Origin of the sequence: Pantoea sp. EKM101V, from assembly GCF_011800325.1 — a bacterium.
GTDB classification, from domain to species: Bacteria; Pseudomonadota; Gammaproteobacteria; order Enterobacterales; family Enterobacteriaceae; genus Pantoea; species Pantoea anthophila.
The window spans coordinates 141,406-161,397 of record NZ_JAALFP010000003.1 but is presented as its reverse complement, the minus strand read 5'-3'; the positions used below and the strand labels follow the sequence as shown (position 1 = coordinate 161,397).

Here is a 19,992-nt window from a genome sequence, read left to right as displayed (position 1 = left end):
CCGATCTCTAGCTTCGATAAATATACCAATCGATACAAATGTCATGAAGGCCGCTGTCAGCGGCTTCTTTCCTTCAGTGAGATTAAAAGAGGTTACCGTGTCCGCCCATATCGAACCCCGTGAAGTCACCGCTCAGGCGGGTCTGCCGCTCGCCTCCCTGTTGGCCTTTGCCATGACCGGCTTTATCGCCATTCTGACCGAAACCCTGCCGGCCGGTCTGCTGCCGGACATCAGTCAGGGACTTGGCGTCTCTCAGGTGATGGCAGGACAGTTAGTGAGTCTCTATGCTCTGGGGTCACTGCTGGCGGCGATCCCGCTGACCGTGCTGACCAGCGGCTGGCGCCGCAAAAAAGTCCTGCTGCTCGCTATCGGGATCTTTGTGGTTTTCAACACCATCACCACCTTTTCTGCCAGCTACTGGCTCACGCTGGCGGCCCGTTTTATGTCCGGTGTGGCGGCCGGGCTGGCCTGGGGAATGCTGGCAGGCTATGCGCGGCGTCTTGTTTCGCCCGATTTACAGGGTCGCGCCCTGGCCATTGCGATGGTCGGCATTCCGGTTGCGTTATCCCTGGGCACACCCGCAGGCTCCTGGCTGGGAAACATGCTGGGATGGCGGGTCGCCTTTGGCGTGATGGCTGCCCTGGCGATTGTGCTGTTTATCTGGGCATGGGTTGCCGTTCCTGATCTGCCGGGACAGAAGGCAGACCGCCGTCTGCCCGTCTGGCAGGTTTTCAGGATGCCGGGTGTTCGCCCGGTGCTGGCGGTCATCTTTCTCTGGATGACGGCCCATAACATTCTTTATACCTTTATCGGGCCCTTTCTGGCGCTGTCGGGCATGAGCAACGCTGTTGGTCTTATCCTGCTGGTGTTCGGACTGGCCGCATTAACCGGGATCGGGATGACCGGCATCTGGGTCGATCGCCACCTGCGCAGGCTGGTGCTGCTCAGCCTGGCGGCACTGGCTGCGGTCTCTGTGGTGCTGGCTATGGGCATGCGGGAACAGATTGTTATCTTCCTGGCGGTTATCGTCTGGGGATGGTCGTTCGGTGGGGCATCAACCCAGATGCAGACGGCCGCCGCTGATTCGGCTGGCAACCATGTGGATGTGGTTCAGGCGATGGTGACGACCGCCTGGAATCTGGCGATCGCCAGTGGCGGCATTCTCGGCGGACTGTTGCTCAATCGTGCCGGTGCCGCTTCATTTCCGTGGGCGCTGATGGCGCTGATGGCTGTGGCGTTTGTAATCGCCTTTCTGGCTAAACAGCAGGCTTTCCGCCCTGGTGCCAGACATCACTGACCGGTTGCAGCGTTCACGCAGGCATAAGCATGGCGCATAGAGCAAAACAGATGCGGTCTGCGCAGCACGCAGCGGTGAACAGAAAGAGTAAAGCAGATAAACAAATGACGATGCGGGTCTGACTATTTCCGTCTTCTTCCCGCACTTATTAGCGCCCTCGCCTCAGCCCGCGACGATCGTTTACAGGATATTTCCCTTTCCTGTCGGGTCACTATTCAGTACGCCGTTTCTGGTTTTCTGATTATCCTGGCGGGCAATAAGAGGTGCTGACTTCTGTTATTTCACTCAACGCTGAGCTGAATCCTGATGTCGTGACGGGATTGACTTAGTACAGCGTGTTCATTTTTCCAGATAAAAATATTTTTCTTGTACTTTCTCTTTTTTGGGTGAAACAGAAACTCCATTTTTCAACACACGCAGACAATTGAATTTTAAGCAGAAAATAACCATTAAGCCTGACGGCAACCCGACAGCCGATCGGAAAACGAAACGCTAAGAAACAGAACGTAACATCACCGTTCTTTTTTAAATCAGATAACGAAGGCTTTTCACCCTCTTTATTTTAATCCGCAGGCGGAAATCGTCCTGACAATGAGCAGGCTGCTGAAATCGCCATATACTGAATGCATATTCTTTTCGGAATATAAACGTATTCAATTTATGGCAACGCAGCAGGCGGGATTTCCGCGCTACTGCTCAGGAGAGATTAACATGGATCAAACCGCATTTTTGATCGGGTTTTCGGTCATGGCAATTGCGTCACTGGTTATTTACGCCACCGGCGGCAAAACATTTCCTTCCCGTCATCATACCCTCATGCATGCATCCGTCCCGTTTATCGCCGCCACCGCCTATCTGGCCATGGCATTCGGGTTCGGTAATCTGACGCTGGACAGCGGCAGCACCGTCTATCTGGCGCGTTACGCTGACTGGTCGATTACGACGCCGATTTTACTGGCAGGACTGGTTATGCTCGCCTTCCACGAACACGGTAAACCCGGTGAAATGGGCGGTTTTCTCACTGCCATCATCGTGCTGGATGTCATGATGATTATCACCGGTCTGGTTTCGTCACTGGCTGAAACGGCGGCGGCGAAATGGGTCTGGTACCTCTGGTCCTGTGCCGCGTTTCTGGGTGTGGTTTACCTGCTGTGGGGACCGCTTCGCACCATGGCGGCCAATCGCGGCAGTGCACTGGCGGGTGCCTACAATAAAAATGTCGCACTGCTGACTGTCGTCTGGTTCATCTATCCGATTGTGTTCCTCGTCGGTCCGGAAGGCCTGAAAATCATTACCGATCCCTCATCGGTCTGGGCATTTTTAGTACTGGATATCATCGCGAAGGTCTTCTATGCCTTTTACGCGGCGGCTAACCTGAAAAAAGCGCTCGATCATACCCGCCGCACGGGTACCGTGAAGTGATAACACGATCAGGGGCCGGATGGATGGCTCTGTGGGGGGCAGCCCTGGCTGCCTCCTTCTGCCCGCTGTCCGTACAGGTGCTGTTTGCGGTTATCGCTATCGGGATTATCGGCATGGCGCACGGCGCCAGCGATCTGGACGTGGTTCAGCGTCGCCGCCGGCTGCCCTTTCTTGCCCTGTATGGCGCAGTGATTGCGCTCTGTCTGCTCTGGTGGCACCGCGCGCCAGGGCTGGCGTTGCCCGGCTTTCTGATCGCCTCAGCTGTCCATTTTGCCCTTGAGGATGCACCGCACGGCGGACTGACAGAACGTCTGGCGCGGGGGATCACGATGATAGCGGCCCCGGCCACCCTTCATCTGCCCGCGTTCAGGTCTATCCTGCATCAGGCCGGACTGGCATCCATGATGCCGGGGTCTGTGACGGCGGCCCTTGCGATCCTCGGTGGCATTGGTGCGCTGGGGCTGACCCTCACCGGGCTTCTTCGGCGGGATGGACATCTTATCGCGGGCATTCTGGCGCTGCTGCTGCTGCCGCCTTTCGTCGGCTTCTCGATGGGATTTTTGATTCTGCACGCGCTGCCGCAAACCCGACTGCGCCGCGACCAGCTGGGCTTTACCACGTACGCGGGCTATCTCCATCTGACGTGGCCGATATTGACCGCGGCCATAGTGCTGGCCTCGCTGATCATTTATATGATGTTACCCGGTGACGCTGCGGGCATCCGGTCGCTGTTTGCCGCTCTTGCCGCGCTCGCCCTTCCGCATATGCTGGTGACACCCTGGTTTGAACCGCCGCAGCAGGCGTGACGCGGTCTTAAAGGGCCAGTCCCGATTCAGCAATAAAATCGATAAAGCAGCGGACCCGGGCGGAGAGGTAGCGGCCGGAGGGCCACACGGCGGAGAAGTGCCCCTGCTGTGTACAGCAACCCTGCATTACTTCTTTCAGTCGTCCCTCAGCCAGCGCGTCGCGAACGACGAAGTCGGGCAGATAGCTGATACCCATTCCCGATAAGCTCAGGCCAATCGCCGCTTCAATGTTATTTACCGTCAACACCGATGCCGCTCTGGGTTCAGCGCCGGGCCGCAGCCCCTGAAGCTCCCACGTCTGTAGTAAGCCGGTGGCGGGCAGGCGGAAAAAAATGCACCTGTGCTCAGCCAGATCCTCCGCTGACGCCGGAACCCCGGAATTGTTCAGATAAGCGGGACTGGCGCAGAGGAGGAAGCGGAAATGACCCAGCTTCTTTGCCATCAGCCTGGAATCAGCTAACTCACCACTGCGGATCGCCACGTCAAACCCTTCGTCGATGATATTCACCAGCCGATCGCTGAAATCCAGATCCAGTTCGACCTGAGGATAACGGCGGGTAAACGCGGGGAGCGCAGGAAGCAGTAATCTGTAGCCCGCGGCGGGCAGTGAGACCCGGAGTCTGCCAGCAGGTTCTGCGGCACTGCTCGCCAGTGCTGACTCAGCTTCCTGAAGCTGTTCCAGGATCGCTTTGCATCGGGTCAGGAGTGCCGCCCCTTCCGTCGTCAGGCTCACATTTCTTGTGCTGCGGTTAAAAAGCCGCACGCCCAGTTTTTGCTCCAGTCTGGCGACGTTCTTACCGACTGCTGACGCTGAAATTCCCAGCAGTCGCGCAGCCTGAACAAAGCTCAGCGTCTCGGCTGTCCGTACAAAGGAGGTGAGAGAAGTCAGGCTATCCATCGATTATCAACTTTATGTCCATTGAGACCGTCCATCCAGTCTATTTATCCGCTCAGATGTCCGCAATAACATCGCAGCAGTTTTCTCTCATTCGCTGTCAGGATAAAAGGTCTTGTTATGTCATACAGAGCCCGCGCGCTTTTTCGCCACACCAGAACCCCAGCCGCTCTTACCGTTTTTATGGCGGCGCTGCTTTTGCCCTTGAGTTTCACCGGCGGTGTGGTTACCACGCCTGCCATCCAGCACATGCTGGGCGGTTCCCCTGGCGAGCTGTCATGGCTGACGAATGGATTTATGCTGACGTTTGGCAGTTTTCTGCTGACAGCAGGCATTGCTGCAGACGCCCTCGGCAGAAAACCTGTTTTTATCGCTGGCGCAGCGCTGTTCTGTCTCTGCAGTCTCATCATCGGCGTGATGAACAACCTGATAATGCAGGGCCTGCTCAGGTCCCTGCAGGGGCTGGCCGCGGCCATGCTCTTAGCCAGCGGCAGCGCGCTGCTGGCCGGGATCTATGAGGGCACAGACCGGACGCGGATGTTCAGCCTGCTCGGCACCCTCTTCGGCGCTGGCTTAGCGTTTGGACCGCTGGCGGTGGGCTTTATTACCGATACCCTCGGCTGGCGCTGGGTCTATACCCTGTTTGCGCTGCTTTCAGGGGGCGTGCTGCTCGCTGGCAGAGCATACCTGCCGCTATCGGCGCTGAACGCCTCTCATCCGGCAGATAAAGCCGGGCTGACGCTGTTTACGGGGGCGCTGATTCTGTTTACCACTGCGATGATGCTGTTACCCACGTTCGGGTTTTTATCCCCTCTGCCGCTGGTGCTGTTCCTCTGCGCCATACTGTTTCTGGGTGCATTTATTGTGCGTTGCCAGCGCATTGCCCATCCTGTGCTCGATATTTCCCTGCTGCGCAGCCCGCGCTTCGCCGGGATTCTGCTGCTGCCGGTGGCAACCTGCTACTGCTACGTAGTGCTGTTGATCATCGTTCCGCTGCACTTTATGGGGGGCAATGGATTCAGTGAGTCGCGAAGTGCGCTTTTTCTTATGGCGCTGACTGCACCGATGCTGGTTCTTCCCGCCTGCGCCGCCGTGCTGACGCGCTGGTTTTCACCGTCCGTGGTGTCAGCATCCGGGCTGATGATCGCGGCAGCCGGGTTACTTTTCCTCGGGCAGACGTTACAGGGTCACAGCACCCTGCTGCTTATCGTCGCATTGCTGATAACCGGTGCAGGCGCGGCGCTGCCGTGGGGGCTGATGGATGGACTTGCCCTCTCTGCGGTTCCGTCTGAAAAAGCCGGGATGGCGGCCGGCCTGTTCAACACCGTTCGTGTAGCGGGAGAAGGCATCGCGCTGGCGATGGTTTCCGCCTTTCTTACCAGAATGAACGCTATGAACCTCAGCAAAAGCGTTCAGGGGCTGACATCAGCGGAGATTCACCAGGCGGCAGCCTGGCTGGGAGGCGGCAATCTTCAGCAGGCAATAACACTTTTACCCGGCGTTTCCCGCGCAGTGGTCCAGAATAGTTATGACAGCGCCTATCTGTGCCTTTTCCGGGTGCTGGCAGCCATCACACTGTGTTGCGCGCTGGCCGTCCTGGCCCTGTCGGGCCAGCCGCGCCGGGAAAACACCTTTTCTGAGGAGAGTGAATAACCTATGCGAATCCCTGACTATCCCTCGACAGATTCAGATAAGTGGGCACAGGTGGATGCCTGGTTTTCTGAAAAGCTTGCGCCCGAAGATACTGAATTAAATTTCGCGCTCTCTAACAACGCAAAGCAGGGCTTACCTGCTCATGATGTGTCTGCTTTGCAGGGAAAAATGCTGTCACTGTTCGTCCGGATGTCGCAGGCCGTCCGGGTTCTTGAAATCGGTACGCTTGGTGGATACAGCACGATCTGGATGGCCAGAGCGCTTCCTCAGCATGGAAGCGTGACCACTATCGAATACAGTGAGCATCATGCAGAGGTCGCCCGCCAGAATATCCATCAAGCCGGGCTGACGCACTGCGTTACGCTGCACACTGGCGCAGCGCTTGATATCCTGCCTGACCTGGAGGCGCCCTTTGATCTGATTTTTATTGATGCCGACAAGGTGAACAATCCACGTTATCTGGAATGGGCCATCAGACTTTCTCGCCCGGGCACGGTTATCGTCGGTGATAACACGGTGCGTGGCGGACAGGTGCTTGATGCGGAGAGTCACGATCCTAATGTCCGGGGCCTGCGGGAGTTTGTCCGGATGATTGCTGAGGATGAGCGGCTTGACGCCACCGCCATTCAGACGGTGGGTGAGAAGGGATGGGATGGTTTTGTGCTGGCCCTGGTTAAGGCCGGGCGCGCTGTCAGTCCACGCTGATAACAATCTTCCCGAATGCGCCCCGGTCAAGATGCGCCAGTGCCTCAGGCAGTTCATCGAACCGGTAGGTTTTATCGATGACCGGCTTCAGGTTTATGACATCCACCGCCCGGACCAGATCTTCCAGCGCCCGCCGGTGCCCCACGCCGATGCCCTGAACCGTCGGAGACTTGAGCAGCAGCAGTCCGCCAGGGGCTGACGTATCGTGCGTGTCCATCATCCCGATCAGAGAGATGCGGCCATGTGAGGCGACAGCGCGGACAGAATCGGCGAAGTTACGCCCGCCGACGGTGTCTATCACATGGTCAATACCCCGATTGTGCGTCAGGCGGTAAACGGCTTCGACCCACTCTTCCTTTTGACGGTTAATGCCATGGGTTGCCCCCAGCGCGGTTGCTGCCGCCAGCTTCTCATCACTGGAGGAGGTGATAAAGACCTCTGCACCCATCGCACGGGCGATCTGAAGTGCAAACAGAGCCACCCCGCCGGTTCCCTGCACCAGAACGCTTTCGCCCGCTTTAAGGCCGCCGCGTTCAATCAGTGCAAACCAGGCGGTCAGCCCCGCACAGACCAGGGTGCAGGCTTCCGCATCGTTCAGCGTTTGCGGCGCGTTGACCAGCCACGCTTCGTTCATCACCACATATTCTGCCAGCACGCCCTGCAAGGCGTAGCCGAGGGTGTTGTAGTGCGGATTTCTGGCGTTGTTAACCGCCTTTCCCTCGATCCAGTCTGCGTTGAACGAGGAGATGACGCGATCACCCTGACTGAAACGAGACGTGCCCGGACCGACAGCCTCAACCACGCCGGCCATATCGGAACCTGGCGTAAAGGGCATCGGCATTCCTTTTCCCATCCCACCTTCAATAATGACCTTATCCCGGAAGTTAAGGGCAACGGCACTTACCCGGACCAGCACTTCGCCCGGCCCCGGCTGCGGGATGGCTGTCTCGGTGAGTGTCAGATGCTGACGGCCAATCTCATTCAGTGTCCAGCGTTTCATGGTGTGATTCATCGCGATTCCTGTAGGGGTTAAGAGCAGAGATCAGAATCGTAGCATTGCCTTTTAAGATACGACGGCGATACTATTTCTCTTCATTGATTCCGCTGAGGCGACAATATGAAAAGCGAAATGAACACCATTCCGGTATTTGTGGCCGTGGCTGAATCCATGAGTTTCTCTCAGGCAGCTGAGCGGCTGCACGTTACGCGCTCTGCCGTCGCAAAAACCATCGCCCGTCTCGAAGAGAGACTTGGCGTCACGCTGTTTACCCGCACCACCCGCAAACAGAGTCTTACCGATGAAGGCGCGCTCTATTATGAATATTGTCGCCGGGCGATGAACGAACTCAAGGCTGCCGAGGATCTGCTGGAGAGCAGCAAGCTGCAGGCCAGCGGTAAACTTCGCGTATCGGTGCCGGTGCTGCTGGGGCACCTCTGTGTCTCGCCTGTCTTCTCCGCGCTGGCGAAAGCGCACCCGAAGCTGGAACTGGAGATATCTTTCAGCGATCGTCAGGTCGATTTGTCCGGGGAGGGTTTCGATCTGGCAGTCAGGATTGGCGCGCTGGCTGACAGTAGCAGCCTGATAGCCCGACGGCTGGCTTATCACACGATGGTCTTCTGCGCGTCACCGGACTATCTCAGCCAGGCTGGCGAACCGGCTTCCCCGGATGAACTCCGGTACCATGCGGCAGTGGCCTACATCCGTGGCGGACAGGTGCTCAAGTGGCAGGTCAAAAATGAACGGGGTGACGCGGTGGAGATTTCGCCGCCTGCCCGATTCACCCTGGATGATATGCAGGCGGTAAAAGATATGACGCTGACGGGGGCGGGTATCGCCTGGTTACCCTACTGGCTGGTGCGGGACGACCTCATCAGGGGCAGCCTGAAACAGATACTGAAAGAACATACCTCCGGAAGCTGGCCGGTTTCTGTCGTCTGGCTGCGCACGCCGCATCAGTCGCTGAAAGTCAGGCTGGCTATTCAGGCGCTGTTCAGCGCCCTGCCAGCGATGATTGACGCTGCCGAAGCACAGGTCTGATGGCGTGCCATAAACATCAGACACAAACCTGATGCGTGATGACAGCGCCGCTGGCGTAGCGATGCACCATCAGCACCGGGGGATCATTGGCAGGAGGAACATTTTCGCTCCCAAACCAGACAGGATTCGCAGGGCAGATTGAACCACAAATGCTGGCAGGGATGCCTGCAAATACACCGGTTATGGAACGATGAACGTGGCCTGTGGCAACAGCCAGCAATCTGGCCGGGGCACGTCTGATCAATGCTTCCAGTTCAGTCAGGCCCCGGCACATCGTCTCATCCAGTGGCGCAATGCCTGAAGCGAAGACGTTGTGGTGCAGGAACAGAAAGCAGGGCGAATTGCCTGCATTGTTAAGCTGACGTTCAAGCCAGTCGAGATGTTCCGTCACGCTGCCGTAATCCTGGTGAACGACAGTTGAGTCCAGCCCAATCAGGCGAAGATCACCCCTGTGGTGAATCACATGCAGGGCATCGCCCTTTACATCCTGAGCCCATCGCTTTTCACCCCAGATCGCGCGCATCAGACTCCGATCATCAGCGTTACCCGGCAGGATGAGTGAGGGGAATCTTTGCTGACTCAGGCGGTGTGCAATCGCCCTGTACCCCTCCTGCCACTGTCCGTCCGTCAGATCACCGGTGATAACCAGGACGTCCGGCTGCAGGTGTGTAAGCCAGCTGAGTGCCCGGTCAAACCGGCTCAGGTTCTCATTACCGGGCGCGGCGTGAATATCCGTTACCTGCGCAATCAGCATAAAGGCCTCACCTGTTAAAAGTGGTAAAGGGACAAGGCGCATGCCGCAATCCCAGGCTTTCGCTCTGTGAGTAACTATAGACCGCCAAAAAAAAGCCCTGACAGGCTTGCCAGGGCTGAATAAAAAATCTCTCGAGGGTCATCTACCCATCGTTAAAGCCAATCTACCACAAAAAATGCCAAAGTAAATAGCAAGCGATAAAATCGCTAATTTATTTATAGCCTGCTATTCACATAGCCGCATAACCGCTTTTTCTCTGACACGACGCTGACGTTTCTTCATGCTGTTTCAGCCGCCTTCCCATCCCCCTCCCCCGCCGTCACAAGGAAAAAATCAAATTCCGCCGGGAACTGCCGATAACAGCAGATAGCGACATTGCCTACGCAGGAGAAAGCACCCATGTCATTACCCGATACCCATAGTGAGCAACAGGAAATCACCGAGATCACGGCGCGTGCGGGTGCTATCCTGCGGACGCTTCGGGACAGTCTGCAACAGCTGGGACTGGATAAAACCATTGCCGAGGTTGCGGGCAGCATCCCCAACGCGCGTGAAAGGCTGGGCTACGTGGTCACACTGACCCGTGAAGCCGCAGATGAGGTTATTAACAGCGTTGAAATCACTCAGCCGGTGCAGACTCAGTTGACAGAAAAAGCGGATCGATTACTGCAGCGCTGGAATGCCACGTCAGCAGAGCCCCTGACGAAAGAGCAAACACATCTGTTAGCGGCAGATACCGTTGCCCTGCTGGATGATGTCCCTCATGCCACGAATCTGACACGTCAGCATCTGCACGCCATTATGATGGCGCAGGGATTCCAGGATATTACCGGACAGATCGTGCAGGCGATGATGGCGGTGCTGAATCAGGCAGAGCAGCAGTTAATTCAGGTGATCCGCGATAAATCAGCCTCGCCAGCCAGCGCCGCGCGCGCTACGCCGCCGGCACCTGCGTTCTCCGCTGAACCAGCCGCCAGTCAGGATGATGTCGATGATCTGCTGGCCAGTCTGGGGATTTAGACCGGCTGCGTGAAGACGTATGGCGGCCATCAACGCCGCCAAAGGTCCTTCCTGTCAGTGATTGTGATCCCGCAGAAAAACGGTCAGCACATCTTTTGGCGGAACACCGCCGCACTCCGAGATTAGCCAGCCTGTTGCGCCGCGGTGGTAGCTTCCATGCAAAAGCATGTGATTCAGCATATCAACGGCCCTCATTCTGCCTTCGCCTCCATCGACAAAACGGAATGTAATCGTTTCGTCTAAATCGGCGGGAGAGAGTGCGCTGACATATTCAATATAGCCGTTGGTACAGGCGGCCATTTTAACTTCAAGCTCTTCTGCTGTGGGTGTTTCAGGCGTGTTCAGGGCCGTATAGCCGTGTGGCTTGCCCGAAATATTGGCGCTGAAAATCATGTCTGTCACATAGATGTGGTTCATCAGCCTTAACATCAGGTGACGTTTATGAGCATCAGCGTTGTCGCTGAGGCCTTTAATCGTTTTGAGGGTTTCGGCATCAATCCAGCGTTTGAATTTCAAAAGTGTAACCAGTGTGTCCCTGTCCATGCTTTTTCCTGATTAGCCTGTTCTGATAGCCTGACAATAATACATAGATTACTGCAGCGTTTAATCTTTCAGGTATTACCTGCTCTCACTCGTTTTTCAACCTGACGATGAGCCTGGCTGATAAGACTCCGCCAGCGTTGAGCGGAGTCTCTGTTACGGGGTTAATCAAATACACCGTTGATGACGGCGGTCACGATTGCCGTACTCAGGGCAATCAGCACTAAATCGTCGCCCACGGCTCGCCACTCGTAGCCCGGGTAGTAAGGCAGATCGTTTAGCATGGAAGCGGGCAACGCTTTTTTCGCAATGCCGGGCGGTAACGGTTTACCGCGTGCCACTTTCTTCGCGATGCCCGGCGGCAGGGACTGATAGCCGACCAGGCCATAGTTGACGGCAAGGCTCCGTGCACGAGAGAAGTTGATGTCGGCGTCTACGCGATCGGGTTTCCCGGCATTTTTACGATGTCCATGTTCGTTTTTTGATTTTGCGTTACCCGGCCCTTTATTGCCGTGCGCTCCATTGTTCCCGTGATTCCCGTTACCCTGACCTCCGCCGTGACCGTTGCCATTGCCATTGCCATTGCCAGGATTTGCATAAACCGGTGCAGCACAGACGGCCAAACCTATAACCAGCGCAACGGCTGCTTTAAGAGTACGTTGCTTAAGCATGATAGAATTCCTTAATATCGATTGCGTCTCTGAAATATTAGCTAACGCGGCAAAGTTGACAATCTCACGATCTCTCAAAGCCGCGTTTCCTGCTTTAAGAAAAAGATTATTTTAATGTTCGCACAGACAATGAAGAAATGGTGTTTTAACGCAAACTGGCCGCATAAAATAGTCATTCTGATTCTGTCTGAGGATTTTATTCACCGCCACTTCATGGTGACAGATGCCGGTATTAAGGCAGCAAGTCGAATCGCCTTTTTCAGCGCTTATTAACGCATGCAGACTTATTCAGAGAAGAATGATTCCAAATCGCTTCAGTAATATTGCCCAGAGGGCAAAGAGCACGACGGTTATCGCGCAGGCGATGAGCAGTGTCAGCCAGAAGCCAGCACGCGGGTAAATAAAGGGGAACAGGATAAACATCGGCAGTGTCGGCACCACGTACCAGAAGGTATACCAGGCGTGAGCGGCAATTTTTTCCTGTGCCTGCCCTTCCAGCTTCATCCAGATAAGCACCAGCAGGGTCACCAGCGGCAGGGCCGCGAGCAGGCCGCCGAGCCGGTCGCTGCGCTTTGCCACTTCTGAGATCAGTACAACCATAAAGGCCGTTATCGCATATTTTGTCACGAGCCAGATCATCACACTCTCCTGAATCTTAAACCCACAGGTCAGCCCTGCGGGTTTAATAAAGCACCAGCAACGGCAGCAAGACTCTCTGGCGGTAACGTTGTGAAGATCATCACGTGAATGCGCTTCACGCCATCGCAGCCATTATTTCTGCAGCCATTTTTCCAGCTGTTCGATTTCACCCTTCTGCGCTTTGATGATCTCCTGCGCCATCTTTCTCATTTCAGGATCTTTACCATATTTCAGCTCCGTTTCAGCCATGGCAATCGCTCCTTTGTGATGCTCGGCCATACCGCTGGCAAAGGCCCTGTCAGGATCCTGCTCCTTCATTGCCGCCATCATGTTGTGATGCATCTTCTGCATGCCCGCCATGTACTCTTTTGATGCGGGAGAATCCGGCATATCGTGCGTCATTTTCATCTCTGCTTTCTGCGCCATGGCCGTCACCGGCAGAACCACCAGCAGTGATAGCAGGGCCATCTGTGACTTTTTCATGTTCTTTTCCTTTTGCGGGTTAAGAATTCTGAGTGTAGCTGACGGCAACCTTCATTTGCGCTAACCTGGTGATTAAGCCGGTCTGAGCGGATTTGACCTCTGAGCAGAGATCGGGATGCAGAACAGACCTGAACCATTAAGCTCATCAGCGTGAGAGATCATGAAAAAACCCATCGTCCCTGAAGACTTTAAACACTATTACCATGACTGGCACTTCTCTCCGGTTATCGAATCCGATGGCACATTCTATCTCTCTGGGGTTACCGCTGCGCGTAAGGACAAACCGATAAGCAAAGATCCTGGCGAGCAATTTCATGATGCGTTTTATAAGCTGGGCGTCTACCTGAACGCTGCCGGTTTGACCTATGACAACATTGTGGAGATGACCACTTTTCATATCGACCTGAAAAAACATATCGCCCTGTTTTCCAGCGTGAAAGATGCCTATATCAAGGCCCCCTATCCGGCATGGTCTGCGATCGGCGTGTCGGAATTCATTCCGGAGAATGCGCTGGTGGAAATGCGGATCGTGGCCAGAAAATAGTGTCAGCCCGGCGTCAGTGTGAAGAAACGAAAACTGAGGCGTCCTGCGCAGGCGGAACAGCGAAGTGTTTCTGCATGCGTTTGATCTCCTCTGCCGGAGGCAGACCAAACAAGCGTTTAAATTCACGATTGAACTGCGAAGGGCTCTCATAGCCCACGGCGAAACTGGCAGAGGCCGCGGTCATCTGCTGACGAACCATCAGCATTCGCGCCTGGTGAAGGCGCACCGATTTCACATACTGCATCGGTGGCAAGCGGGTGATCGCTTTAAAATGAAGATGAAAGGTCGGCACGCTCATGCCCGCTTCATGAGCCAGCTCACTCAGCGTCACGGATTCTGCATAGGTGGCATGGATGCGCTGCAATACTTTTCCTATCCTGCTGAACTGCCCCTGTAACGCCAGCGCGGCTCGCATGGCGTTACCCTGCGCACCGGTCAGTACGCGAAAATAGAGCTCCCGCAATCGCGCCTGGCCAAGAATCTCAGCTTCAAGCGGATTGTTCAGGACCTTAAGCAACCCCTCTACAGCTGACCTCACCGGCTCATCCATCGGGCTGGAGATCATGCTCTGTGGCGCGGTTGCAGGGTGCAGCGCCTCATGCTGATCGATCTGCAACATAAGCTCAGCGGCCAGCTGAAAATCCAGATGCAGATAAATGGCCAGCAGGGGATGCGCTGCTGACGCGTCGGTTTCCATCGTAAACGGAACCGGCACGGACACCGCCAGATAGTGCTGTTCATCATAGATGTAGGTCTGCTGGCCAAAATAACCGCGTTTGCTGCCCTGACAGACAATCACGATCCCGGGATCATACAGCACCGGCGTTCTGGCCAGCGGGCGATCGGAACGCAAAATGCGCACACCCGATAACGCAGTCAGGTTGTAGCCCTCCTGCGGGGCAAGGGCTTTTATCAGGGTGATCATGTCGGACATCGCTGCACCTCATAAGATCAGGCAATAAAACGAGAAGAAAGGGCCTGAAAATCCGGCTCCACAGAGAATACCATGCAATTCCGACAATTCATGGAGGTTCTGATTATGACAACGGCAAAAACAATCTTAATCACAGGTGTCAGCAGCGGCTTTGGTCTTGCTCTGGCACAGGAGGCACTCAGGGCCGGGCATCGGGTCATCGGCACGGTGCGTAACCGCGCCGCGCTGGAGGCATTTGAGGCGCTGGATCCTGCGCGTGCGGCAGGCCGTCTGCTGGATGTGACAGAGGCTGAGCGTATTGATGAGGTGGTCAGGGAGATTGAATCTACCTTCGGTGAAGTTGATGTGCTGGTAAACAACGCCGGTTACGGCCACGAAGGCATCATGGAGGAGTCTTCTCTGGAAGAGATGCGCCACCAGTTTGACGTTAATGTCTTTGGCGCGGTCACGATGATCAAGGCTCTGCTGCCGGGCATGCGTCAGCGCCGTCGCGGCCATATCATTAACATCACCTCGATGGGCGGATTTATCACCCTGCCCGGCATCAGCTACTACTGCGGCAGCAAGTTTGCATTAGAGGGCATTTCAGAAACCTTAGGCAAGGAACTGGCACCCTTTAATATCGCGGTTACCGCTGTGGCCCCCGGCTCATTCCGCACAGACTGGGCGGGGCGTTCGATGGTAAGAAGCGCGCGCACGATTCCGGACTATGACGCATTATTCGACCCCATCCGTCAGGCCCGTGAAGAAAAGAGCGGAAAGCAACGCGGTAACCCCGCAAAGGCTGCCCGGGCCATACTGGCACTGATTGAAAGCCACAATCCACCCGCTCATCTGTTGCTGGGCAGTGATGCCCTGGACTTAGTGCGCCAGAAGCTGACGGCACTCAGTGCGGAGATCGATCGCTGGGAAACGGTTACGCGCTCGACGGATGACTAACCGGTTCCGCGACGGCGGGATGGAAGGGAAACGCTGGCTGAGACGTCCGTGCGCCCGGAGGTGCGCCGGATTAAGCGGATACTCAGCCCTGCTCCCACCGCCAGGCAGCCAGCCATCGTCAAAAGCGCAACGATAAACGCCTGCGAAATCCCGGCTGCACTTTTATCACTGCCGAGCAGGCTGTAGAAAAGTCCGCCGATGACGGCCACGCTGAGCGCCGTGCTGATTTGTAACGCGGCGCTGGTGACGCCCGCAATCATCCCTGAAAACGGCGCCGCAACCTGGCCTGTCACCATCCGCACCAGCGTTGGCATGGCCAGCCCCTGACCCAGCCCCGTCAGGAAAAGGAGCGCCGCGAGCGGCAGCATGGCGGGAGAGTGGCCTGTCTGCGTCGTGACGATCAGCCAGGCCAGCCCCGCCAGTCCCGCGGTCTCGCATCCCATCCCGATGGCGCTGAGCAGATTGCCGACAAAGCGTCTCAGGTAAGGGGTGAGCAGTGGCCCGATCAGAAATCCCAGACCAAAGGGCAGAAAAAGCGTGCCTGCTGTCAGCGCGTTCAGATGCAGCGCGCCCTGCAGATAAACTGAAAACAACAGAAAGAAGGTACCAATCGAATAGAACAGCAGAACGATGACCAGTCCCTGCCCCAGGCCCGGCGCGCGCAACACAGTCGGATTCAGCAGTGGTGTTCCGCCCTTCAGGCTGAGGCGATGCTCATAACGCCATAATGCCGAGGCCAGCAGCGGGACCGTCACAAAGAGCAGCCACGTCCACCAGGGCCACCCTGCCTCCCGGCCTTCAATCAGCGGAACAATCAGCGCGCTCAGCGTCAGCGTTGCCAGTAGTGTGCCAACAGGATCGAGTCGCTGAGCGGAAGGTGCCCGCGTTTCCTTCAGCAGCGGCAGGCCAAAAAGAACAACCAGCAGCGCTACCGGCAGGTTAACCAGAAAAATTGCCCGCCATCCGAGATGAAACAGATCGGCCTGAATCAGAATGCCCCCGAGCACCTGCCCGATAACAGAAGCCAGCCCAAACACGGCACCATAAATACTCAGCGCCAGCGGTCTCTCCGCTTCAGGAAAAATAGCCTGAACGGAAGCCAGCGCCTGCGGGGCCATAATGGCGGCTGTCATCCCCTGCAGTAGGCGTCCGGCAATCAGAACCCAGGGTGACCAGGCAAAACCACACAGCACAGAGGCAGCGGCAAAACCGATCAGCCCCAGAAAGAACATCTTTCCACGACCATAAATATCACCCAGACGCCCTCCGGTAATCAGCGTCACCGCATACACCGCGGCATAGGAGGAGATCACCAGCTGCTCCGCCGAGGATGACGTACCCAGTTCATGCTGAATCGCGGGCAGTGCCACGTTGACGATAAAGAAATCGAGCGGCGGCAGGAAAGCGCCGACAAGTAAAATGATAAACATGGCCCAGCGACGTGGCTCGGCCTGCGGGATGTGATGTATGGACATTAATCACTCCTTAGAAAATGGAAACGTCCCCCGTCAGGGACATGAAGCAAGGGATCGGAAGGGGCGTGTCGCCTCTGTCAGCCCAGCGGCGCGACAATCAGCGCATACCGCCGGAGGCCAGTATCACTTCACCGTTTATCCAGCCCGCTTCCTCTGAAGCGAGAAAAGAGACGATCGGTGCAACATCGTCCACCTGACCGATACGGCCGAGCGGCGTCTGCGCTTCATTCCACGTCTGAAACGCTGAATTCATTGCGCCAGCGCTGTGACTTCCTTCTGTTTCGATCAGACCGGGATTGACCGCATTTACCCGGATGCCGCGCGGGCCGAGCTCTTTTGAAAGAACCCCTGTGATGGCATCTATCGCGCCTTTAGCCCCGCTGTAGATGGCGCTTTCGGCGATGAAGACGCGGGTGACAAACGAACTGATGTTGATGATGCTGCCTCCCCTGCCCATGTAAGGGACGGCCGCCGCGGTGACTAACAACGGCCCCAGAACATTGATGTCGAACTGGCGGCGATAGAGCGCTTCGGTGCTCTCCTCAATGGCAGCGAACTGATAAACACCGGCGTTGTTCACCACAATATCCAGCTGTCCGTAATGCGCGAGCGTGGTGCTGATCAGAGCTTCAACGCCGGTCTGGCTGGTGACATCGGCCGCCACAGCCAGCGCCTCACCCGCGGCCGCGTCGATCGCGGCGACCACCTGCTCAGCCCCCTCTCTGTCTGAGAGGTAACTGACAACCACTTTCGCCCCCTCGGCAGCCAGCTGACGGGCTATTCCGGCTCCGATACCTTTTGAACCACCGGTAACAAGAGCGACTTTGTCTTTTAATCTCTTCATAGTTAGCTTCCTGATAAAGAGGCCTGCGGCGACCCGATGAAAGCTATGTTGATACCTTCAAAGTTGTTTGATAACTGACACTTTTGTATATTCGATGTTCATTTTTGTACGGAGGGCGCGGCTGTGGAGTGGAGTGATGTTCAGGTATTTCTTGCCGTCATGCGTAACGGCTCTTACGGGAAAGCGGCCCTGAGTCTGGGCGTAAGTCATCCGACGGTAGGACGCCGCATAAAGGCCCTGGAGGATGAGGCGCAGCAGGCACTGTTTCGCCGGACACAGGATGGCCTGGTGCTGACCGATGCCGGTGACGGCGTGATGAAGCTGGCCGAAGCGATGGAAAATTCGGCGCTGGCGATGGAGCGACGCCTGGCCGGAAATCACGAACGCCTTGAAGGGATTTTACGTATCTCAGCGGCAGAGTGGTTTACTAACTACGTGCTGGCACCGGTTCTGAGCGAACTGACGCGCCGTCATCCGGCGATCGTGCCGGAGGTGATCGCCAGCTTTCGCCTGCTCGATCTGTCGCGCCGCGATGCCGACGTCGCGTTTCGAATTGTGCCTTTTACCGATCCCGACATCGTTCAGCGACGTCTGATGAGCGTGCCTTATGCCCTTTACGGAACGCCTGAGAAGGCGGAGGCGCTGTTAAGCGCCCCCTCTTCGGTGGGGCTGATCCTGATGAACAGCGCACAGTCACACTTTCCTGACGTTTCCTGGCTTCTGGAACGGTTTCCGCAGTCGGCCCCGGCGTTCAAAAGCACCAGCCGGGCTGTTCAGGCACAGATGTGCCTGCGCGGAATGGGCGTCGCCGTGCTGCCTCAGCCACTGGGCGACGCCACGCCGGGCCTGCAGCGCATTGCCACGCCAGATATGCCGCCATCAAGGGATATCTGGGCAGGTTATCACCAGGACCTCCGTCATATGGACCGGCTGCGTGCCCTGCTTGATCTTGCAGAAACGATGCTGGCCCCGGAACCCGACTGACAGGACATGACGGCGTCAGGGGGCTTACACCGTCACTTTACGCCTGCGACCATTTTTAAGGGTCAGCGTGATGGCGGAAATCAGGAAATAGAAGACGCCAAACGCCGCGTAGGGGGCAACCGTGGTGACATCCAGATGCATATCACTGCTCGCCTGCCTGAACATAAAAATGCCCGCCAGCGCAGATTGCGCACCACTTAAAATCATCGCCCACTGCCCATTAGAAGAGTTCCAGCGGCGGAGGGACGCCGAAAGCTGAAGCAGGCCCGAAAATATTGCCCAGATACCAAAGACTTTAATGGTCGCATTTATGCTGACGGAGAGTGACCAGATAATGGCCGCCGCGACAATCAGGCTCACAATCAGGTTAAATTTCTGCGGTGGGTTTACCGCTAATCCGCCTGACTTCCTGGCATCTAAATAATTTGCGAAGGCGTCCCAGGCCGGATAGAGAATAAAGAGAACGGCTCCGATGGTGGGATGATCTTTACCAATCAACACCGCGAGCAGAATCCAGATAACAGATGCGGTCGCACGGATATAGTAATAAGACTGAAGCCATTGGTTCTGGGCGTGCGTAACAGATGGTTGAGGGGTCTGCATAATAACTCTCCGGTTTGATCTGAAGGTAAATACTTTCACAGGCGCTGACTGACTCAGAGCCAGGCATTTCAGTGAGACGGGGCAATATCATTCAGGTCGTTTTCGCTGATTCCCCTCCGGCGATAACCGGCTTTGTTTATCAGACGAACACTGCGTATTCGCAAAGGCCCTCCTCTGGGGCTCAAAGCAGGGAACCGGACGCTCTCAGGCGCAGTCCAGATAACAATCGGCGTTAACGGGCTCACACTCCCTGGCGGGTAAGGTAGCGGGCAGACAAACGGCACGTCCGGGATCAGTGAATAAACGTCAGCGTCACATCTCAACGCGAGTTCATTTTTATTCATCAGCTGGCACGGCAATGAAGCAGATTCACGATGCTCATCCGCATCACAGACGGCCTCAGAGACTCGCTTTCTGTCCGCCAGCAGTTGCGCAAGAAGGGCATCAATGTGCGTCCGCTGGGGAGTGGCAGCGATTGCTATCTTTTGCCCGGCGGGCAGCGGGACCTTATGAGCCAGTGAAAGCCGGACCTGATTCTGCAACTGCGTCTGAAAACCGGCTGCAATGGCGTCAGGCTGGTTACTCATTCTAAAACAGAATGGAGAGAGAACAGGTAATGATGGCAGAGCACGAACTGTCGTCATAAATAACTTCCTCGTGTTTGCTGAGACAAAAGCGATCTGTTCCGCCAGCGGATGCATGGCAGAGATTCCGGATAATGTAATTACCGGGGATAATTAACCGTT

Annotated in this window: 22 protein-coding genes; 10 read left to right on the top strand and 12 right to left on the bottom strand. The window is 56.2% G+C overall.

The window, feature by feature from the left end; translation table 11 throughout:
• Nucleotides 1-97: 97 nt before the first annotated feature.
• The 3 genes from HFD92_RS06980 (at nucleotide 98) to HFD92_RS06970 (ending at nucleotide 3,525) form a co-directional block, all read left to right on the top strand.
• Nucleotides 98-1,297 carry an MFS transporter gene (locus HFD92_RS06980; protein WP_167428598.1) on the top strand — a complete coding sequence of 400 codons (1,200 nt, stop codon included), beginning with the start codon at nucleotides 98-100 and terminating at the stop codon, nucleotides 1,295-1,297.
• Nucleotides 1,298-2,008: 711 nt separating this feature from the next.
• Nucleotides 2,009-2,719, top strand: coding sequence for a bacteriorhodopsin (locus tag HFD92_RS06975; RefSeq protein WP_167428597.1), 711 nt, complete (start codon nucleotides 2,009-2,011; stop codon nucleotides 2,717-2,719).
• Nucleotides 2,720-2,742: 23 nt separating this feature from the next.
• The gene (locus tag HFD92_RS06970; protein WP_167428596.1) at nucleotides 2,743-3,525 is read left to right on the top strand and encodes a Brp/Blh family beta-carotene 15,15'-dioxygenase; all 783 of its coding nucleotides are present in this window, start codon (nucleotides 2,743-2,745) and stop codon (nucleotides 3,523-3,525) included.
• A gap of 7 nt (nucleotides 3,526-3,532) precedes the next feature.
• On the opposite strand, the gene HFD92_RS06965 is transcribed toward HFD92_RS06970, so the two are convergent.
• On the bottom strand, nucleotides 3,533-4,423 hold the full coding sequence (locus HFD92_RS06965; protein WP_167428595.1) for a LysR substrate-binding domain-containing protein: 891 nt from the start codon (nucleotides 4,421-4,423) through the stop codon (nucleotides 3,533-3,535).
• A 117-nt stretch (nucleotides 4,424-4,540) separates the two neighbouring features.
• Here HFD92_RS06965 and HFD92_RS06960 point away from each other — a divergent pair, with 117 nt between their 5' ends.
• On the top strand, nucleotides 4,541-6,073 hold the full coding sequence (locus HFD92_RS06960) for an MFS transporter (protein ID WP_167428594.1): 1,533 nt from the start codon (nucleotides 4,541-4,543) through the stop codon (nucleotides 6,071-6,073).
• Between the two features lie 3 nt (nucleotides 6,074-6,076).
• Nucleotides 6,077-6,778, top strand: a complete 702-nt coding sequence (locus HFD92_RS06955) for an O-methyltransferase (protein ID WP_167428593.1) — start codon at nucleotides 6,077-6,079, stop codon at nucleotides 6,776-6,778.
• Here HFD92_RS06955 and HFD92_RS06950 read toward each other — a convergent pair.
• Nucleotides 6,765-7,790 carry an NAD(P)-dependent alcohol dehydrogenase gene (locus tag HFD92_RS06950; protein ID WP_167428592.1) on the bottom strand — a complete coding sequence of 342 codons (1,026 nt, stop codon included), beginning with the start codon at nucleotides 7,788-7,790 and terminating at the stop codon, nucleotides 6,765-6,767. The two genes, HFD92_RS06955 and HFD92_RS06950, sit on opposite strands and share 14 nt — an antisense overlap.
• A 105-nt stretch (nucleotides 7,791-7,895) precedes the next feature.
• Between HFD92_RS06950 and HFD92_RS06945 the strand changes: the two genes are divergently transcribed.
• Nucleotides 7,896-8,816: a LysR family transcriptional regulator gene (locus HFD92_RS06945; RefSeq protein ID WP_167428591.1), complete on the top strand. Its 921-nt coding sequence runs from the start codon at nucleotides 7,896-7,898 to the stop codon at nucleotides 8,814-8,816.
• A 16-nt stretch (nucleotides 8,817-8,832) separates the two neighbouring features.
• Here the strand turns inward: HFD92_RS06945 and HFD92_RS06940 are convergent, their stop codons facing one another.
• Nucleotides 8,833-9,570: a metallophosphoesterase gene (locus HFD92_RS06940; RefSeq protein ID WP_167428590.1), complete on the bottom strand. Its 738-nt coding sequence runs from the start codon at nucleotides 9,568-9,570 to the stop codon at nucleotides 8,833-8,835.
• 399 nt (nucleotides 9,571-9,969) lie between these two features.
• Here HFD92_RS06940 and HFD92_RS06935 point away from each other — a divergent pair, with 399 nt between their 5' ends.
• Nucleotides 9,970-10,590, top strand: a complete 621-nt coding sequence (locus HFD92_RS06935; protein WP_009092907.1) for a protein phosphatase CheZ — start codon at nucleotides 9,970-9,972, stop codon at nucleotides 10,588-10,590.
• Nucleotides 10,591-10,644: 54 nt separating this feature from the next.
• Here HFD92_RS06935 and HFD92_RS06930 read toward each other — a convergent pair whose 3' ends face one another.
• From HFD92_RS06930 to HFD92_RS06915, 4 genes are all read right to left on the bottom strand, one after another.
• Complete coding sequence (locus tag HFD92_RS06930) at nucleotides 10,645-11,133, bottom strand: DinB family protein (RefSeq protein ID WP_140029137.1); 489 nt, start codon at nucleotides 11,131-11,133, stop codon at nucleotides 10,645-10,647.
• Nucleotides 11,134-11,294: 161 nt separating this feature from the next.
• Nucleotides 11,295-11,801, bottom strand: a complete 507-nt coding sequence (locus tag HFD92_RS06925) for an anti-virulence regulator CigR family protein (protein ID WP_167428589.1) — start codon at nucleotides 11,799-11,801, stop codon at nucleotides 11,295-11,297.
• Nucleotides 11,802-12,089: 288 nt separating this feature from the next.
• On the bottom strand, nucleotides 12,090-12,440 hold the full coding sequence (locus HFD92_RS06920; RefSeq protein WP_009092904.1) for a DUF3147 family protein: 351 nt from the start codon (nucleotides 12,438-12,440) through the stop codon (nucleotides 12,090-12,092).
• A 132-nt stretch (nucleotides 12,441-12,572) separates the two neighbouring features.
• Entirely contained in the window at nucleotides 12,573-12,908 is a 336-nt protein-coding gene (locus HFD92_RS06915; RefSeq protein WP_370525223.1) for a DUF305 domain-containing protein, read from the bottom strand.
• 175 nt (nucleotides 12,909-13,083) lie between these two features.
• Between HFD92_RS06915 and HFD92_RS06910 the strand changes: the two genes are divergently transcribed.
• On the top strand, nucleotides 13,084-13,467 hold the full coding sequence (locus tag HFD92_RS06910; protein ID WP_140029134.1) for a Rid family hydrolase: 384 nt from the start codon (nucleotides 13,084-13,086) through the stop codon (nucleotides 13,465-13,467).
• Nucleotides 13,468-13,480: 13 nt separating this feature from the next.
• On the opposite strand, the gene HFD92_RS06905 is transcribed toward HFD92_RS06910, so the two are convergent.
• Nucleotides 13,481-14,401, bottom strand: coding sequence for an AraC family transcriptional regulator (locus HFD92_RS06905; protein WP_111208768.1), 921 nt, complete (start codon nucleotides 14,399-14,401; stop codon nucleotides 13,481-13,483).
• 105 nt (nucleotides 14,402-14,506) lie between these two features.
• Here HFD92_RS06905 and HFD92_RS06900 point away from each other — a divergent pair, with 105 nt between their 5' ends.
• Nucleotides 14,507-15,340 (top strand): oxidoreductase, encoded by an 834-nt coding sequence (locus HFD92_RS06900; RefSeq protein WP_167428587.1) that lies wholly within the window; start codon nucleotides 14,507-14,509, stop codon nucleotides 15,338-15,340.
• Here HFD92_RS06900 and HFD92_RS06895 read toward each other — a convergent pair.
• Both HFD92_RS06895 and HFD92_RS06890 read right to left on the bottom strand, forming a co-directional pair.
• Nucleotides 15,337-16,815 carry an MFS transporter gene (locus HFD92_RS06895; protein ID WP_167428586.1) on the bottom strand — a complete coding sequence of 493 codons (1,479 nt, stop codon included), beginning with the start codon at nucleotides 16,813-16,815 and terminating at the stop codon, nucleotides 15,337-15,339. The two genes, HFD92_RS06900 and HFD92_RS06895, sit on opposite strands and share 4 nt — an antisense overlap.
• Nucleotides 16,816-16,912: 97 nt before the next feature.
• Complete coding sequence (locus HFD92_RS06890) at nucleotides 16,913-17,659, bottom strand: SDR family NAD(P)-dependent oxidoreductase (protein ID WP_167428585.1); 747 nt, start codon at nucleotides 17,657-17,659, stop codon at nucleotides 16,913-16,915.
• 123 nt (nucleotides 17,660-17,782) lie between these two features.
• Here HFD92_RS06890 and HFD92_RS06885 point away from each other — a divergent pair, with 123 nt between their 5' ends.
• Nucleotides 17,783-18,643 carry a LysR family transcriptional regulator gene (locus tag HFD92_RS06885; RefSeq protein WP_111208772.1) on the top strand — a complete coding sequence of 287 codons (861 nt, stop codon included), beginning with the start codon at nucleotides 17,783-17,785 and terminating at the stop codon, nucleotides 18,641-18,643.
• Between the two features lie 24 nt (nucleotides 18,644-18,667).
• On the opposite strand, the gene HFD92_RS06880 is transcribed toward HFD92_RS06885, so the two are convergent.
• Nucleotides 18,668-19,285: a DUF308 domain-containing protein gene (locus HFD92_RS06880; protein WP_255461704.1), complete on the bottom strand. Its 618-nt coding sequence runs from the start codon at nucleotides 19,283-19,285 to the stop codon at nucleotides 18,668-18,670.
• A 29-nt stretch (nucleotides 19,286-19,314) separates the two neighbouring features.
• Complete coding sequence (locus tag HFD92_RS06875; RefSeq protein WP_167428584.1) at nucleotides 19,315-19,947, bottom strand: hypothetical protein; 633 nt, start codon at nucleotides 19,945-19,947, stop codon at nucleotides 19,315-19,317.
• Between the last annotated feature and the right edge of the window lie 45 nt (nucleotides 19,948-19,992).

What these genes read in the sequence shown, in the direction of transcription:
- HFD92_RS06890 (WP_167428585.1), bottom strand. Translation starts at nt 17,659, where the DNA reads ATGAAGAGATTAAAAGACAAAGTCGCTCTTGTTACCGGTGGTTCAAAA.
- HFD92_RS06930 (WP_140029137.1), bottom strand. Translation starts at nt 11,133, where the DNA reads ATGGACAGGGACACACTGGTTACACTTTTGAAATTCAAACGCTGGATT.
- HFD92_RS06875 (WP_167428584.1), bottom strand. Translation starts at nt 19,947, where the DNA reads ATGCATCCGCTGGCGGAACAGATCGCTTTTGTCTCAGCAAACACGAGG.
- HFD92_RS06920 (WP_009092904.1), bottom strand. Translation starts at nt 12,440, where the DNA reads ATGATCTGGCTCGTGACAAAATATGCGATAACGGCCTTTATGGTTGTA.
- HFD92_RS06955 (WP_167428593.1), top strand. Translation starts at nt 6,077, where the DNA reads ATGCGAATCCCTGACTATCCCTCGACAGATTCAGATAAGTGGGCACAG.
- HFD92_RS06940 (WP_167428590.1), bottom strand. Translation starts at nt 9,570, where the DNA reads ATGCTGATTGCGCAGGTAACGGATATTCACGCCGCGCCCGGTAATGAG.
- HFD92_RS06965 (WP_167428595.1), bottom strand. Translation starts at nt 4,423, where the DNA reads ATGGATAGCCTGACTTCTCTCACCTCCTTTGTACGGACAGCCGAGACG.
- HFD92_RS06935 (WP_009092907.1), top strand. Translation starts at nt 9,970, where the DNA reads ATGTCATTACCCGATACCCATAGTGAGCAACAGGAAATCACCGAGATC.
- HFD92_RS06910 (WP_140029134.1), top strand. Translation starts at nt 13,084, where the DNA reads ATGAAAAAACCCATCGTCCCTGAAGACTTTAAACACTATTACCATGAC.
- HFD92_RS06950 (WP_167428592.1), bottom strand. Translation starts at nt 7,790, where the DNA reads ATGAATCACACCATGAAACGCTGGACACTGAATGAGATTGGCCGTCAG.
- HFD92_RS06925 (WP_167428589.1), bottom strand. Translation starts at nt 11,801, where the DNA reads ATGCTTAAGCAACGTACTCTTAAAGCAGCCGTTGCGCTGGTTATAGGT.
- HFD92_RS06915 (WP_370525223.1), bottom strand. Translation starts at nt 12,908, where the DNA reads ATGGCCCTGCTATCACTGCTGGTGGTTCTGCCGGTGACGGCCATGGCG.
- HFD92_RS06970 (WP_167428596.1), top strand. Translation starts at nt 2,743, where the DNA reads ATGGCTCTGTGGGGGGCAGCCCTGGCTGCCTCCTTCTGCCCGCTGTCC.
- HFD92_RS06900 (WP_167428587.1), top strand. Translation starts at nt 14,507, where the DNA reads ATGACAACGGCAAAAACAATCTTAATCACAGGTGTCAGCAGCGGCTTT.
- HFD92_RS06975 (WP_167428597.1), top strand. Translation starts at nt 2,009, where the DNA reads ATGGATCAAACCGCATTTTTGATCGGGTTTTCGGTCATGGCAATTGCG.
- HFD92_RS06895 (WP_167428586.1), bottom strand. Translation starts at nt 16,815, where the DNA reads ATGTCCATACATCACATCCCGCAGGCCGAGCCACGTCGCTGGGCCATG.
- HFD92_RS06905 (WP_111208768.1), bottom strand. Translation starts at nt 14,401, where the DNA reads ATGTCCGACATGATCACCCTGATAAAAGCCCTTGCCCCGCAGGAGGGC.
- HFD92_RS06960 (WP_167428594.1), top strand. Translation starts at nt 4,541, where the DNA reads ATGTCATACAGAGCCCGCGCGCTTTTTCGCCACACCAGAACCCCAGCC.
- HFD92_RS06945 (WP_167428591.1), top strand. Translation starts at nt 7,896, where the DNA reads ATGAAAAGCGAAATGAACACCATTCCGGTATTTGTGGCCGTGGCTGAA.